The organism is Streptomyces sp. NPDC046881 (assembly GCF_040645015.1).
Classification (GTDB): Bacteria; Actinomycetota; Actinomycetes; order Streptomycetales; family Streptomycetaceae; genus Streptomyces.
The window spans coordinates 24,036-37,647 of record NZ_JBEYXJ010000088.1; the positions used below are offsets into that span (position 1 = coordinate 24,036).

Genomic DNA, 13,612 nt, shown 5'->3' on the forward strand with positions numbered 1-13,612 from the left:
CCTGTGGCTTGCCCGCTCCACCCTGCCACGGAAACCCCCCGCCGTTGAGGGCGCCTGTGTGCGCGCACACGGGAGTGCCGGTGCCCCCTGCGGCGGGGACACCGGCACGCACGCCGTACGCCGGCGGGGGTTACTCGTGTCCGAGGGTGCCGTGGTCGACGTCCAGGCTGTCCTGGGCGACGAGGTGGCCGGCCGAGTCGAGGGTGTCCGAGACGTTGAGGTCGCCGAGGCGCCGCTCGTCCGCCGCGTGGGACGGGGTGACGGCGGCCACGACGAATCCGGCGGCGAGGGTGGCGATGGCGAGCATGCTGCGCTTCTTCATGCCCTGATCAACTGCGTGGACGGCCAGGAGTCACGCGGGACACCACGTTTGGTCCGGACCGGCGGCGCGAAACCCCGTGGCCCGGGTGATCGGCCGGCGGATAGGGTCCGGGCAGCCCGGTGCCACCGGCACCGTCCGACCCGACCGACCGCCAGGAAGGCGACAGCCATGGCCGGCCCCCGCCCCACCACCACGCTCTGGCGCCCCACGGGCCCCGTGGAGCTGGAGCTGGTCCGCGCGCTGGAGTGGCGGGCGTGGCCGCCCCGGCTGCCGGAACAGCCGATCTTCTACCCGGTGCTGACCGAGGACTACGCGATCCGCATCGCCCGGGACTGGAACGTCAGGCACGACGGCGCCGGCTTCGTCACCCGCTTCGAGGTCGACACCGCGTTCCTCGCCCGCTACCCCGTCCGGCAGGCCGGCGGCGAGACGATCCTGGAGCTGTGGGTGCCGGCGGAGGAACTGGACGCGTTCAACGCCCACCTCGTCGGCCGCATCGAGGTCGTGCACGAGTTCCGCCCGGCCGGAGAGCGCGCGTGACCGCGGGCCCCGCGTCCGGCGCCCTCGCCCGGGAGTACGTCGAGGACGTCGTACGGTCCGGCGAACGGCTCGCCCGCAGCGCGGCCGGCCTGTCCGGAAAGGACCCGGCTGCGGGCCCTCTCCGGACCGGCCACGTGGACGCGCGCCCATGTGCTCGCGCATGTCCGCCACAGCGTCGACGCCTGTCTGTGGCTGCTGCGGCTCGCGCGCACCGGCCGTGCGCCCGGGCCGCGCCCGGACGCGGCGGCACCGGCCGCCGCGGTCGAGCGCGACGCCGTGCTGCCCGCCGGCCGGCTCGCCGGCCTGCTGCGGGAGAGCCTCGACCGGTTCACGGGCGAGGCCGACGGCACGCCCGCGGCCGCCTGGGACCGGCTCGTGCCGGCGCCGGCCGGCCGGCGCCATCCGGCCTGGTACCTGCTGCTGCGCTGTCTGCGCGAGCTGGAGACGCACCACCTGGACCTCGGTGTCGGCTACGGCAGCGAGGACTGGCCGGAGCGGTACGTGCGGTGGGCGCTGGACGACACCCTGGGCACGCTGCGGGAGCGGGGTTTCCCGCTCGCCTCCGTGGCGGCCACCGACCTCGGCATCAACCGGGCCCTGGCGGACGAGGGCCCGTCGGTCGCCGGGGCCGGACACCGGCTGCTCGGCCGGCGCACCGGCAGGCTGACCGCCGAGGGGCTGGCCGTGGACGGCACGGCAGGGTCGCCGCCCCGGCCGCCCGCCTGGCCGCAGCCGCCGCTGCCCGGCTGGGGACGGGTCGGGGAGGAGGAGCCGTAGCAGGCCGAACCGAACACTCCCGAACGGTCCGAGGCGAACCAGCTCCCCCCTCTTCCAACACACTCCGACACGTCCTACCGTAAACGCGCAGTGATGACGCGTACATGCCGTCATCTGGTATCGCGAGTCGGAGGAACGTCAACGATGCGTCACCCTCACACCCGCACGACCCGCACCACCCACCGAAGACTGGCCGCAGCGCTCACCGCGGGACTGCTGTGCGCGGCAGGCCTCGCCACCCCCGCCCTGGCGGCCCCCGCCGAGACCCCGGCGGCACCGGCCTCCCCCGCCCTGGCCGACGGGCTCGCCCTCACCCCGCCGATGGGCTTCAACAACTGGAACTCCACGCACTGCCGTGCCGAGTTCAACGAGTCCATGGTCAAGGGCATCGCGGACCTCTTCGTCCAGAAGGGCCTGAAGGACGCGGGCTACCAGTACGTCAACCTGGACGACTGCTGGGCCCTGCCCAGCCGCGACGCCGACGGCAAGCTGGTGCCCGACCCCGCGCGCTTCCCCCACGGGATCAAGGCGGTTGCCGACTACGTCCACGCCAAGGGGCTCAAGCTCGGCATCTACACCAGCGCCGGCACCAAGACCTGCAACAGCGCGGGCTTCCCGGGCGCGCTGGGCCACGAGTACAGCGACGCACGGCAGTTCGCCGACTGGGGCGTGGACTACCTGAAGTACGACAACTGCAATAACCAGGGCGTGGACGCCCGGCAGCGCTACCGCACCATGCGGGACGCGCTGAAGGCGACCGGCCGCCCCATCGTCTACAGCATCTGCGAATGGGGCGAGAACAAGCCCTGGGAATGGGCCGCCGACGTCGGCCACCTGTGGCGGACCACCGGTGACATCAGCGACAGCTGGAGTTCGATGCTGTCGATCCTCAAGCAGAACCTGCCGCTGGCGCCGCACGCCGGTCCGGGCCACTGGAACGACCCCGACATGCTGGAGGTCGGCAACGGCGGCATGACCGACACCGAGTACCGCTCCCACTTCTCGCTCTGGTCGGTCATGGCCGCGCCGCTGCTCATCGGCACCGACCTGCGCAAGGCCTCCCAGGCGACCTACGACATCCTGGGCAACAAGGAGGTCGTCGCCGTCGACCAGGACCCGCTCGGCAAGCAGGGCACGGTCGTCTCCTCCGCGGGCGGACGCTGGGTCGTCGCCAAGGAGATGAAGGACGGCAGCCGCGCGGTGGCCCTCTTCAACGAGTCCGGCACCGCCCAGCGGATCGCCACCGGTGCCGGCGCCGTCGGCCTGCCCGCCGCCGACGGCTACACCCTGCGCGACCTGTGGCAGCACCGCACGTACAACACCGCCGGCACCATCGCCGCCACCGTCCCCGCCCACGGCACGGTCCTGCTGCGCGTCCAGGCCGACCCGCGCTGGGCCGCCCAGCCGCCCGCCCTCGACCTCGGCCTGGACGGCAGCCCCTTGCTGGAGGCGGCCACCCCGGCCACGCTGACCAGCACCGTCACCGACCTCGGCCGCACGCCCGCGCAGCAGGTGTCCGTGGCACTGACCGGCCCCGCCGGCTGGACCGTACGGGCCGCCTCGGCGAACACGGCAGCCGCCCTCCCCACCGGCGGCACGCTGCGCACCGACTGGCGGGTGACCGCCCCCGCCGGCACCCCGGCCGGCTCCTACGGCCTCACGCTGCGGACCCGATACCGCTCACCGTCCGGGACGGCGGTCACCAGCGAGGTCCCGCTGACCGCGTCCGTCGTCGTGCCGCCGCCCGGCGGGACGTCGTACCTCGGCGACCTGCCCCGGCTGTCGGCGACCAGCGGCTGGGGGCCGGTGGAGCGCGACACCAGCAACGGGGAGGACGCCGCCGGGGACGGGCACCCGCTCACCATCGGCGGCACCGTGTACGCCAAGGGGCTCGGCGTCCACGCGCTCAGCGAGATCTCCTTCTACACCGGCAAGGCCTGCGAGAAGGTCACCGCGGACGTCGGCGTGGACGACGAGAAGGGCTCGAAGGGCACGGTCGCCTTCGAGATCTGGGCGGACGGTACGAAGGCCGCGTCCACCGGCGTCCTGACCAACGCGATGCCCGCCAGGCCGCTCACCGCCGACATCACCGGCGCCCAGGTGGTCCGGCTCGTCGTCACCGACGGCGGCGACGGCATCGACTCGGACCACGCGGACTGGGCGGACGCACGGCTCGGCTGCTGAACCGCCCGCGTACGCGGCGGGGCCGGCGGCATCCCGGCCCCGCCGCCGCGCCCGCGAGCCCGACGTGATCCGAACGAAAGACCCTAGTGGCTCGCCGCCGGCACGTCCGGGGTGCGGGCCAGGGCCGCCGCCGCGGCGCCGACCAGGCCCGCGTCGGTGCCCGTCTGCGCGGGGACGACGGTGAGCCGCTGCACGAAGGACAGGGTCGCGTAGTCGGTGAGGGCCTTGCGCAGCGGCGTGAACAGGACGTCGCCCGCGTTGCCGACGCCCCCGCCGATCACCGCTATGTCGATCTCGACCAGGGTCGCGGTCGCCGCGATCCCGGCGGCCAGCGCCTGCGCGGCCCGCTCGAAGGAGGCCACGGCGACCGGGTCGCCCGCGCGGGCGGCGGCGGCCACCGCGGCGGCCGAGGTGTCACCGTCGGGGCCGGGGAGCCAGCCCTGCTCCAGGGCCCGGCGGGCGATGTTGGGGCCGCTGGCGATGCGCTCCACGCAGCCGCGTGAGCCGCACGGGCACGGATCGCCGTCGAGGTCGACGCTGATGTGGCCGATGTGCCCGGCGTTGCCGGTCGGTCCGGGGTGCAGCCGGCCGCCCAGCACCAGGCCGCCGCCGACGCCCGTCGAGACCACCATGCACAGCGCGTTGTCGTGGCCGCGCGCCGCGCCCTGCCAGTGCTCGGCCGCCGTGATCGCGACCCCGTCGCCGATCAGCTCCACCGGCAGGCCCCCGGTGACCGCACGGACCCGGTCGACCAGCGGGAAGTCCCGCCAGCCCGGCACGTTCACCGGGCTGACGGTGCCGGCCGAGGCGTCCACGGGACCGGCGCTGCCGATGCCGACCGAGCGCGCGCGTCCCCACAGGGGCGACCCGGCGAGATCGCCGAGCACCTCCGCCACGGCCCGCATGACCGTTTCGCCATCCTGCTGGGCGGGCGTGGCGCGCTGGGCCCGGGCCAGGATCCGTCCGTCGCCGTCCACCAGCGCGCCGGCGATCTTGGTGCCGCCGATGTCCAGGGCCGCCACGAGGTCGGTGTGCATCAGAGTCAGATCTCCCCGTTGAAGCTTGAGAACCAGAGAAGGCAGGCCGGTCAAGCGGTGGGGGCGCAGGCCGGAGACAGCGGTGGACAGTCTCTCTCGCATCTGACAACGTTGTCCAGGCTCTATGCTCGACGCCACATCCTCATACAAGCCCACCGCACCCCGCACCTCCCTCGTACGAGACAGGACAGACGCATCGTGCCCGAGACCACCCGCCGCGCAGACCGCCTTCCCGGGAACCGGTACGGCAACCGCCCGACGATGAAGGACGTGGCGGCGCGCGCCGGAGTCGGGCTCAAGACGGTCTCCCGCGTGGTCAACGGCGAACCCGGGGTCACCCCGGACACCGAGCGCCGGGTGCAGGAGGCGATCGAGGCGCTCGGCTTCCGCCGCAACGACAGCGCGCGGGTGCTGCGCAAGGGCCGTACGGCGAGCATCGGCCTGGTCCTGGAGGATCTCGCGGACCCGTTCTACGGCCCGCTCAGCCGGGCCGTGGAAGAGGTGGCCCGCGCCCACGGCGCCCTGCTGATCAACGGCTCCAGCGCCGAGGACCCCGAGCGCGAGCAGGAGCTGGCGCTGGCCCTGTGCGCGCGCCGGGTCGACGGTCTGGTGGTGATCCCGGCCGGGGACGACCACCGCTACCTGGAGCCGGAGATCAGGGCCGGCGTGGCGACCGTGTTCGTGGACCGCCCGGCCGGCCGGATCGACGCCGACGTGGTGCTGTCCGACAACTTCGGGGGCGCCCGCGACGGCGTCGCGCACCTCATCGCGCACGGCCACCGCCGGATCGGGTTCGTCGGCGACATGCCCCGCATCCACACCGCGGCCGAGCGGCTGCGCGGCTACCGGGCGGCCATGGAGGAGGCGGGCATAACCGTCGAGGACCGCTGGATGTCCCTCGGGGCGACGAACCCGGAGCGGGTGCGCCGGGCCGCGGAGGAGATGCTGTCCGGTCCCGACCCGGTCACCGCGGTCTTCGCCGGCAACAACCGGGTGACGGTCACCGTGATCCGGGTGCTGGCCGAGCAGTCGCGCCGGGTCGCGCTCGTCGGTTTCGACGACATCGAGCTGGCCGATCTGCTCCAGCCGGGCGTCACGGTCGTCGCCCAGGACGCCGCGGCCCTCGGCCGTACCGCCGCCGAGCGCCTCTTCCGCCAGCTGGACGGCACCCTCATCGTCCCCGAGCGGATCGAGCTGCCGACCCGCCTGATCACCCGCGGCTCGGGCGAACTGCCGCCGGCGGACTGAGCGGGACGGCCCGGCGCCCGCGACCTACCGGGGACCGGCCCAGGGCAGCTGCGACCACGCGGATGGCCCTACTGCCCGGAGGCCGTCAGGTCGCCGCGGCGGGGCGCCGCGAAGTTCTCCAGGTCGGCGCGGGTCAGGCCGGTGAGGCGGGCGACCTCGGCGATGTCGAGGGCGCCGCAGTCCAGGCCGCGCAGGAGGTAGCCGCTCAGGGCCTTGGCGGTGGCGGGCTCGTCCATGACGTCGCCGCCGGTCCGGTTGGCGTACCGGGTGAGGCGGGCCGCCGCCTGCTCGAAGCCCTCGCGGTAGAAGGCGAAGACGGCCGCGTAGCGGGTGGGGATGTGGCCGGGGTGCATGTCCCAGCCCTGGTAGTAGGCGCGGGCGAGGGCGCGGCGGGTGAGGCCGTAGTGGAGGCGCCAGGCGTCGTGGACCTTGGCGGTCGGGCCGACCGGGAGGACGTTGGTGGAGCCGTCAGAGACGCGGACGCCGGTGCCGGCCGCCGCGACCTGCATGACCGCCTTGGCGTGGTCGGCGGCCGGGTGGTCGCTGGCCTGGTGGGCGGCGGAGACACCGAGGCAGGCGCTGTAGTCGAAGGTGCCGTAGTGCAGCCCGGTGGCGCGGCCCTCGGCGGCCTGGATCATGCGGGCGACGGTGGCGGTGCCGTCGGTGGCGAGGATGGCCTGGCTGGTCTCGATCTGGATCTCGAAGCCGAGGCGGCCGGCGTCCAGGCCGTGCGCCTTCTCGAAGGCCTCCAGGAGCCGGACGAAGGCGCCGACCTGCTCGGGGTACGTCACCTTGGGCAGGGTGAGGACCAGCCCCTCGGGCAGGCCGCCGGCCTCCATCAGACCGGTGAGGAAGACGTCGAGGGTACGGATGCCCCGGTCGCGTACGGCGGCCTCCATGCACTTCATGCGGATGCCCATGTACGGCGCCGCCGTGCCGGTGCGGTACGCCTCGGCGATCAGCCGGGCGGCGCGGGCGGCCGTCGCGTCCTCCTCGGCGTCGGGCCGGGGGCCGTAGCCGTCCTCGAAGTCGACGCGCAGGTCCTCGATGGGCTCGCGCTCCAGCTTGGCGCGGACGCGGGAGTAGACCGGCTCGGCCAGTTCGTCCGACAGCCCGAGGACGGCCGCGAAGGAGGCGGCGTCGGGGGCGTGTTCGTCGAGGGCCGCGAGGGCCTGGTCGCCCCAGGAACGGAGGGTGTCGGCGGTGAAGGCGTCGCCGGGGACGTACACGGTGTGGACGGGCTGCCGGGTGCCGGGGTCCCCGGGGTAGCGGCGCTCCAGCTCCGCGTCGACCGGTGCGAGGGAGGCGCTGATCTCCTCGCTGACGGCGCCCGCGAGGCTTGTCGCCACCTGCTCCTGCTGACCCATCCCACACCCTCCAATTTCCGCTCTGCGGAATCAACAATCCGTAGAATGAAGTTATCTGGGGTGGTTCCCGCTGGTCAACACCCTCGAACGATGGTCCGCACCGTCTTCAGGATGCACCGAGGCCCCCGTGACCGTGCCGGTCACGGGGGCCTCGTGCTGCGCCCGGGGAGGATCAGCCCTTACGGGTCTTGATCTCGTCGGTCAGCTGCGGCACGACGTCGAACAGGTCGCCGACCACACCGAAGTCGACCAGCTCGAAGATCGGGGCCTCGGCGTCCTTGTTGACGGCCACGATGGTCTTCGAGGTCTGCATGCCGGCGCGGTGCTGGATCGCACCCGAGATGCCGTTGGCGATGTACAGCTGCGGCGAGACCGACTTACCGGTCTGGCCGACCTGGTTGGTGTGCGGGTACCAGCCGGCGTCGACGGCGGCACGCGAGGCACCGACGGCCGCGCCGAGCTGGTCGGCGAGCGCCTCGATGATCGAGAAGTTCTCGGCGCCGTTCACACCGCGGCCACCGGAGACCACGATCGCGGCCTCGGTCAGCTCCGGGCGGCCCGTCGACTCACGCGGCGTGCGGCCGGTGACCTTGGTGCCGGTGGCCTTGTCGGAGAAGGTCACGGACAGGGCCTCGACGGCGCCGGCGGCCGGGGCGGCCTCGACGGCGGCCGAGTTCGGCTTGACCGTGATGACCGGGGTGCCCTTGACGACGCGCGACTTGGTGGTGAAGGACGCGGCGAACACCGACTGGGTGGCCACCGGGCCCTCGTCGCCGGCCTCCAGGTCGACGGCGTCGGTGATGATGCCGGAGCCGATGCGCAGCGCCAGGCGGGCGGCGATCTCCTTGCCCTCGGCGGAGGACGGGACCAGCACGGCGGCCGGGGAGACGGCCTCGTAGGCGGCCTGCAGGGCGTCCACCTTCGGCACGACCAGGTACTCGGCGTACTCGGACGCGTCGTGGGTGAGGACCTTCACCGCGCCGTGCTCGGCGAGCGTGGCGGCGGTGTCGGCGGCGCCGTTGCCCAGCGCGACGGCGACGGGCTCGCCGATGCGGCGGGCCAGGGTCAGCAGCTCGAGGGTCGGCTTGCGGACGGCACCGTCCACGTGGTCGACGTAGACGAGGACTTCAGCCATGGGATTGCTCTCCTGCGTAACGAAGTTGAGGGGCGGTCAGCGGGGGCGAGCCCTTAGATGAACTTCTGGCTCGCGAGGAACTCAGCGAGCTGCTTGCCGCCCTCGCCCTCGTCCTTGACGATGGTGCCGGCCGTGCGCGCCGGACGCTGGGTCGCGGTCTCGACCTTGGTGAACGCGCCGTCCAGGCCGACCTCGTCGGCCTCGATGTCCAGGTCGGACAGGTCCCAGGACTCCACCGGCTTCTTCTTGGCCGCCATGATGCCCTTGAAGGACGGGTAGCGGGCCTCGCCCGACTGGTCGGTGACCGACACGACCGCCGGGAGCTGCGCCTCGAGCTGCTCGGACGCGGCGTCGCCGTCGCGGCGGCCCTTGACCGTGCCGTCCTCGACGGAGACCTCGGACAGCAGGGTGACCTGCGGGACGCCGAGGCGCTCGGCGACCAGCGCGGGGACGACGCCCATGGTGCCGTCGGTGGAGGCCATGCCGGAGACGACCAGGTCGTAGCCGGCCTTCTCGATGGCCTTGGCCAGCACCAGGGAGGTACCGATGGCGTCGGTGCCGTGCAGGTCGTCGTCCTCGACGTGGATGGCCTTGTCGGCACCCATGGAGAGGGCCTTGCGGAGCGCGTCCTTGGCGTCCTCGGGGCCGACCGTCAGGACGGTGACCTCGGCGTCGTCCGCGTTCTCCGCGATCTGGAGGGCCTGCTCGACCGCGTACTCGTCCAGCTCGGAGAGCAGCCCGTCGACGTCGTCGCGGTCGACGGTCAGGTCATCGGCGAAGTGCCGGTCGCCAGTGGCGTCGGGCACGTACTTCACAGTGACAACGATCCTCAAGCTCACGCCGGCTCTCCTACTGCATCGTCATTTCGGGCTGCCTCTTGCAGGCAGCATAGGCGCCTCAAGCGGCCGATCCCGGTCGGGGCGTCCGCGCGCTCCGAACGAAATATTACTTGTCAGTACACCCAGTCCGGGCTCGCTAAGCAAGCGCTTTGAACTGTGACCTTCGCAACGCAGCGTAACCGGAACTCGACGGCTTCGCAGGAGGGGGCGGCGGGATCCGGGACGTGATCAATCCCGCAGGCCGTTGAAGCGGCCCTGGTGGTAGAGGAGCGGGCGGCCGGCGCCCGAGGGGTCGCCGAGGACCACCTCGGCCAGCACGATCCGGTGATCACCGGCCGGTACCCGCCCGACGATCCGGCAGACCAGCCAGGCGAGCACGTCGTCCAGGACCGGTACGCCTTCCGGGCCCTCCCGCCAGGCGGTGGAGGGGCCGAAGCGGTCGGCGCCGCTGCGGGCGAAGGTGGCGGCCAGGTCGCTCTGGTGCTCGCCGAGTATGTGCACGCCCACGTGGTCGGCCTCGGCTATCGCGGGCCAGCTGGAGGCGCCCGTGCCGACACCGAAGGAGACCAGCGGCGGCTCGGCGGAGACGGAGGTCAGGGAGGTGGCGGTGAAGCCGGCCGGGCCGGAGGCGCCACGCGCGGTGATCACCGCCACACCGGCGGCGTGCCGGCGGAAGGTGGAGCGCAGGAGGTCGGGGGAGGCGAGCTGGGGCGTGCCGAGGTCGGGCGTGGCCGTCATGCAGTTGTCCTTCTGCGAGGAGGGTGAACGGGTCCGTGGCTGCTCAGCAGTCCGGACAGCGCGCGCTCGCGGTGCGGGCGAGGTCGACGTGGACCCGCCCGTAGAGAAGGAGTTCGATCGGCATACGGTCAGACTGACGATAGGTGGTGCGCGCAGTCAAGCAGGTTCCGGGATCTGGAAGATGTCTCACCGTTGCCTGAAACCCGCTCACACCGCCTCCCCCAGAGCGGCGATGACGTCGGCCTTCCGCGGCTGTCCGGTGGCGCGCCGCACCACGCGGCCGTCGGCGTCCAGGACCAGGACGGTGGGGGTCTTGACGATCCCCAGCTCGCGTACGAGGTCCAGGCGGGCCTCGGCGTCGATCTCGACATGGGTCACGCCCGGGACCATCCCGGCGACCTCGCCGAGGATGCGCCGGGTCGCCCGGCAGGGCGCGCAGAAGGCGCTGGAGAACTGCACGAGCGTGGCCCGCTCCCCCGGTTCGCCGCCGAGTTCGGCCACCCCGAGCCGCTTGCCGTCGTCTCGCCCGCACACCCGTACTCTCCCGTTCCGCCGCTTGTGCAGCACTCCGTAGGCGCTCGCCGCCGCGAGCACCGCCAGGCACACCACCAGTCCGGTCATCTCCAGCACAAGCATTCACGAGACCGCAAAGATTCCCGCCTCCCCTGGCGGGACCTCCGTGCGGAATGCTGGCTTCATGGACATCGACGCGCGAGGACCGCGGTTCGCAGCCGCCGTGACCACGGTGGTTCTGGTGGTGGCGCTCGCCACGGAGAACACCTGGGTGCTCGGCTGGCAGACACTGGCCTTCGCGCTCGGCGCGGCCGGGGGCGTGAGCCGCTCGCCGTACGGCTGGGCGTTCCGTACGGCGGTACGGCCGCGGCTCGGGCCGCCGAAGGAGTTCGAGCCGCCGGAGCCGCCGCGGTTCGCGCAGGCCGTCGGGCTGCTGTTCGCGGGCCTCGGCCTCGTCGGGTTCGCCGTGGGGCCGCAGTGGCTGGGGTTCGCGGCGACCGGGGCCGCGCTCGCCGCCACGTTCCTGAACGCCGTGTTCGGGTATTGCCTGGGGTGCGAGGCTTTCCTGCTGCTGAGGCGGGCGGCGGCCACCCGGGGGGAGTAAAGGGGGCCTGAGGGGGCAAGACGGGACGTAGGCCGACGTGACGAGGATCTCGCCGCCGCGGGGCACCAGGACTGGCTCCCCGTCCGTTCTTCGGGCACGATCTGCGATACGTCGTAAACCTACGGCTGCGTAACTTTCCCGCCGGGAGCCCCCCCTTTCCCGAGCAGAGCAGAAAGGGTCCACCCCGCCCATGGCAGAGCTGGTCTACCGTCCCGTCATCGGTTTCGCCAAGACGCTGTTCAAGGTCTGGGACCTGGACATCGACTGCCGGGGGTCGGAGAACATCCCGCGCTCGGGCGGCGCGGTGCTGGTGAGCAACCACATCAGCTACCTGGACTTCATCTTCAACGGCCTGGCCGCCCTGCCGCAGAAGCGCCTGGTGCGGTTCATGGCGAAGGAGTCGGTGTTCCGGCACAAGGTCTCCGGGCCGCTGATGCGCGGGATGAAGCACATCCCGGTGGACCGCGGGCAGGGCGAGACGGCGTACGCGCACGCGCTGGACTCGCTGCGCTCCGGCGAGATCATCGGGGTGTTCCCGGAGGCGACGATCTCGCAGTCCTTCACGCTGAAGAGCTTCAAGTCGGGCGCGGCCCGCCTGGCCCAGGAGGCGGGGGTCCCGCTGGTCCCGATGGCGGTGTGGGGCACGCAGCGGCTGTGGACGAAGGGCCACCCGCGCAACTTCAAGCGCAGCCACCTGCCCGTCACCATCCGCGTGGGCGAGGCCGTGGAGGCGCCCCGCGACCAGTACGCCGGCGCCATCACCCGCCGGCTGCGCGAGCGCGTCCAGGAACTCCTGGAGGCCGCACAGCGCGCCTACCCGGGCCGCCCCAAGGGGGCCGAGGACACCTGGTGGCTGCCCGCGCACCTCGGCGGCACGGCTCCGACGGCGGAGCAACTGCGCACGGCGGAAGCCCACTGACGCGCCGCTGACGGCGTCCCGTCACCGACGGCGTCCCCCGGAACTTTTCGCACCTGTTGGCATCGACCGGTAAGGATGCGCCGGGTCTCCGACATATAAGAGGTGTGGAGACCCTGAAGACCCGCACCGACCGCGACCGCGCCGCGCGGTTCACGGCCTTGTACGTCCGTGAGCATGCGCGGGTGTGCGCGTATGTGCACCGGCGTACGGGCGACCGTGGAGCGGCGGAGGAACTCGCCGCGGAGGTCTTCCGCACCGCGTGGGAGCGTATGACGGCCGGCCAGGACGCGGGCACCGGCTGGCTGTTCGTCACCGCGCGCAACCTGCTGAGCAACCACTACCGCTCCATGGCACGCCTGACGGAGATACACCGCACCATCGCCGACACGATGGACGGCACTCCGGCGTCGAGTCGGGACAACGCTGTACTCGACGCCCTGGACCGGCTCCCGCCCGCGCACCGCGAGGTCCTCCTGCTGAGTTACTGGGACGGGCTGAGCGCGGCGGAGGTCGGTGACGTCCTCGGATGCAGCGCGTCCGCGGTCTGGGTCCGGCTGCACCGAGCACGCAAGGCGTTCCGTGCCGTCTACGATCTGCCCCAGGAGCCAGTCCGATGCGTGTGAAGCCTCTGATCACGAACGCCAACCCGGTCCCGGACACGGCGCGCGAGACCCTGTCGGCACGCGCCGCCGACGAACTCGCCACGCTGGTCGGGCCCGACGGCACCCCGCCTCCCGCGGCCGGGCGCCGGGCGCCCCGGCGGGGATACCTGATGGCCGCAGTGGCCTGCGGCGCCGCCGTCGCCATCGGCGCCGTCACCCTGTTCGGCCCGCAGGGCGACCCGGCCGGGCCGAGCGGCCACCTAGCCGGGCGGGGCAGTGAGCCGGCCGGAGCGAGCGCGGACACGGACGGCGGCATCAGCGCCGACGAGCCGTACTTCGACAGCACGGCCGAGCTGGAGGGAGCGGCGAACGTGATCGTGCGGGCGCGGCTCGGCTCCGGGCACGAGGAGACCGACGGCGGTGTCCGCACGACGGTGGCCACGGCGAAGGTGGTGGCGACCGCCAAGGGCCGGACACCGGGCGACGCGATCCGGGTGTCCTACACGACCCCGGGTTCCGGGCCCGAGACCGCCGGCCTCACCGCCGACAAGGAGTACGTCCTGCTGCTCGACAGGGGCGAGGGCGGCGACTACGTCCTGGTGAACACCACGCAGGGCTGGTACGAGGTCGAGGGCGGCGCCGCGGTCGCCGCGCAGGACAACGGTGTGGCCCTGAGCCCGGGGGTGCGCAAGGCGCTCCGGCTGGCACCGCAGGGCGGGTGACACGACGCCGGTGCGCCACGGTCGGACCGAGGCGGCCCCGCCGGGGGGGGGGGGCGGGGTGCTTT

At 73.0% G+C, this 13,612-nt stretch carries 15 protein-coding genes; 8 read left to right on the top strand and 7 right to left on the bottom strand.

The genetic code is table 11. The features are described from left to right. Positions 1-130: 130 nt before the first annotated feature. The gene (locus tag ABZ923_RS31105) at positions 131-322 is read right to left on the bottom strand and encodes a hypothetical protein (RefSeq protein WP_361478217.1); all 192 of its coding nucleotides are present in this window, start codon (positions 320-322) and stop codon (positions 131-133) included. Between the two features lie 168 nt (positions 323-490). On the opposite strand from ABZ923_RS31105, the gene ABZ923_RS31110 reads away from it, so the two are divergent. The 3 genes from ABZ923_RS31110 to ABZ923_RS31120 all read left to right on the top strand — a co-directional run bounded on the left by ABZ923_RS31110 (position 491) and on the right by ABZ923_RS31120 (position 3,823). Next, positions 491-862: a hypothetical protein gene (locus ABZ923_RS31110; RefSeq protein WP_361478220.1), complete on the top strand. Its 372-nt coding sequence runs from the start codon at positions 491-493 to the stop codon at positions 860-862. 150 nt (positions 863-1,012) lie between these two features. Further along, positions 1,013-1,639, top strand: a complete 627-nt coding sequence (locus ABZ923_RS31115; RefSeq protein WP_361478223.1) for a maleylpyruvate isomerase N-terminal domain-containing protein — start codon at positions 1,013-1,015, stop codon at positions 1,637-1,639. 144 nt (positions 1,640-1,783) lie between these two features. After that, positions 1,784-3,823 carry an NPCBM/NEW2 domain-containing protein gene (locus tag ABZ923_RS31120; protein ID WP_361478225.1) on the top strand — a complete coding sequence of 680 codons (2,040 nt, stop codon included), beginning with the start codon at positions 1,784-1,786 and terminating at the stop codon, positions 3,821-3,823. Between the two features lie 83 nt (positions 3,824-3,906). Here ABZ923_RS31120 and ABZ923_RS31125 read toward each other — a convergent pair whose 3' ends face one another. Continuing rightward, positions 3,907-4,860 (bottom strand): ROK family protein, encoded by a 954-nt coding sequence (locus ABZ923_RS31125; RefSeq protein WP_361478228.1) that lies wholly within the window; start codon positions 4,858-4,860, stop codon positions 3,907-3,909. A gap of 198 nt (positions 4,861-5,058) precedes the next feature. On the opposite strand from ABZ923_RS31125, the gene ABZ923_RS31130 reads away from it, so the two are divergent. Further along, the gene (locus tag ABZ923_RS31130) at positions 5,059-6,108 is read left to right on the top strand and encodes a LacI family DNA-binding transcriptional regulator (protein WP_361478231.1); all 1,050 of its coding nucleotides are present in this window, start codon (positions 5,059-5,061) and stop codon (positions 6,106-6,108) included. A 68-nt stretch (positions 6,109-6,176) separates the two neighbouring features. Here the strand turns inward: ABZ923_RS31130 and ABZ923_RS31135 are convergent, their stop codons facing one another. From ABZ923_RS31135 to ABZ923_RS31155, 5 genes are all read right to left on the bottom strand, one after another. After that, positions 6,177-7,475 (bottom strand): aldolase, encoded by a 1,299-nt coding sequence (locus ABZ923_RS31135; RefSeq protein WP_361478233.1) that lies wholly within the window; start codon positions 7,473-7,475, stop codon positions 6,177-6,179. A gap of 172 nt (positions 7,476-7,647) precedes the next feature. Beyond that, on the bottom strand, positions 7,648-8,610 hold the full coding sequence (locus ABZ923_RS31140) for an electron transfer flavoprotein subunit alpha/FixB family protein (protein WP_361478236.1): 963 nt from the start codon (positions 8,608-8,610) through the stop codon (positions 7,648-7,650). A gap of 53 nt (positions 8,611-8,663) precedes the next feature. Further along, the gene (locus ABZ923_RS31145; RefSeq protein WP_361478238.1) at positions 8,664-9,449 is read right to left on the bottom strand and encodes an electron transfer flavoprotein subunit beta/FixA family protein; all 786 of its coding nucleotides are present in this window, start codon (positions 9,447-9,449) and stop codon (positions 8,664-8,666) included. Between the two features lie 228 nt (positions 9,450-9,677). Further along, complete coding sequence (locus tag ABZ923_RS31150) at positions 9,678-10,187, bottom strand: flavin reductase family protein (protein ID WP_361478241.1); 510 nt, start codon at positions 10,185-10,187, stop codon at positions 9,678-9,680. Positions 10,188-10,394: 207 nt separating this feature from the next. Continuing rightward, positions 10,395-10,808, bottom strand: a complete 414-nt coding sequence (locus ABZ923_RS31155; protein ID WP_361478258.1) for a thioredoxin family protein — start codon at positions 10,806-10,808, stop codon at positions 10,395-10,397. Positions 10,809-10,884: 76 nt separating this feature from the next. Between ABZ923_RS31155 and ABZ923_RS31160 the strand changes: the two genes are divergently transcribed. The 4 genes from ABZ923_RS31160 to ABZ923_RS31175 all read left to right on the top strand — a co-directional run bounded on the left by ABZ923_RS31160 (position 10,885) and on the right by ABZ923_RS31175 (position 13,547). Continuing rightward, positions 10,885-11,304 (top strand): DUF4395 domain-containing protein, encoded by a 420-nt coding sequence (locus ABZ923_RS31160; RefSeq protein WP_361478244.1) that lies wholly within the window; start codon positions 10,885-10,887, stop codon positions 11,302-11,304. 190 nt (positions 11,305-11,494) lie between these two features. Beyond that, a complete protein-coding gene (locus ABZ923_RS31165; RefSeq protein ID WP_361478246.1) occupies positions 11,495-12,223 on the top strand; it encodes a lysophospholipid acyltransferase family protein in 729 nt (242 codons plus the stop codon). Between the two features lie 104 nt (positions 12,224-12,327). Next, a complete protein-coding gene (locus ABZ923_RS31170; protein WP_361478249.1) occupies positions 12,328-12,846 on the top strand; it encodes a sigma-70 family RNA polymerase sigma factor in 519 nt (172 codons plus the stop codon). Beyond that, entirely contained in the window at positions 12,837-13,547 is a 711-nt protein-coding gene (locus tag ABZ923_RS31175) for a hypothetical protein (protein ID WP_361478252.1), read from the top strand. Before ABZ923_RS31170 ends, ABZ923_RS31175 begins: the two co-directional genes overlap by 10 nt. The last annotated feature ends 65 nt before the right edge of the window (positions 13,548-13,612 follow it).

Excerpts from the sequence above, each read along its gene's own strand:
- ABZ923_RS31105 (WP_361478217.1), bottom strand. The coding sequence starts at position 322 with ATGAAGAAGCGCAGCATGCTCGCCATCGCCACCCTCGCCGCCGGATTC.
- ABZ923_RS31110 (WP_361478220.1), top strand. The coding sequence starts at position 491 with ATGGCCGGCCCCCGCCCCACCACCACGCTCTGGCGCCCCACGGGCCCC.
- ABZ923_RS31120 (WP_361478225.1), top strand. The coding sequence starts at position 1,784 with ATGCGTCACCCTCACACCCGCACGACCCGCACCACCCACCGAAGACTG.
- ABZ923_RS31125 (WP_361478228.1), bottom strand. The coding sequence starts at position 4,860 with ATGCACACCGACCTCGTGGCGGCCCTGGACATCGGCGGCACCAAGATC.
- ABZ923_RS31135 (WP_361478233.1), bottom strand. The coding sequence starts at position 7,475 with ATGGGTCAGCAGGAGCAGGTGGCGACAAGCCTCGCGGGCGCCGTCAGC.
- ABZ923_RS31140 (WP_361478236.1), bottom strand. The coding sequence starts at position 8,610 with ATGGCTGAAGTCCTCGTCTACGTCGACCACGTGGACGGTGCCGTCCGC.
- ABZ923_RS31150 (WP_361478241.1), bottom strand. The coding sequence starts at position 10,187 with ATGACGGCCACGCCCGACCTCGGCACGCCCCAGCTCGCCTCCCCCGAC.
- ABZ923_RS31155 (WP_361478258.1), bottom strand. The coding sequence starts at position 10,808 with ATGACCGGACTGGTGGTGTGCCTGGCGGTGCTCGCGGCGGCGAGCGCC.
- ABZ923_RS31160 (WP_361478244.1), top strand. The coding sequence starts at position 10,885 with ATGGACATCGACGCGCGAGGACCGCGGTTCGCAGCCGCCGTGACCACG.
- ABZ923_RS31165 (WP_361478246.1), top strand. The coding sequence starts at position 11,495 with ATGGCAGAGCTGGTCTACCGTCCCGTCATCGGTTTCGCCAAGACGCTG.
- ABZ923_RS31175 (WP_361478252.1), top strand. The coding sequence starts at position 12,837 with ATGCGTGTGAAGCCTCTGATCACGAACGCCAACCCGGTCCCGGACACG.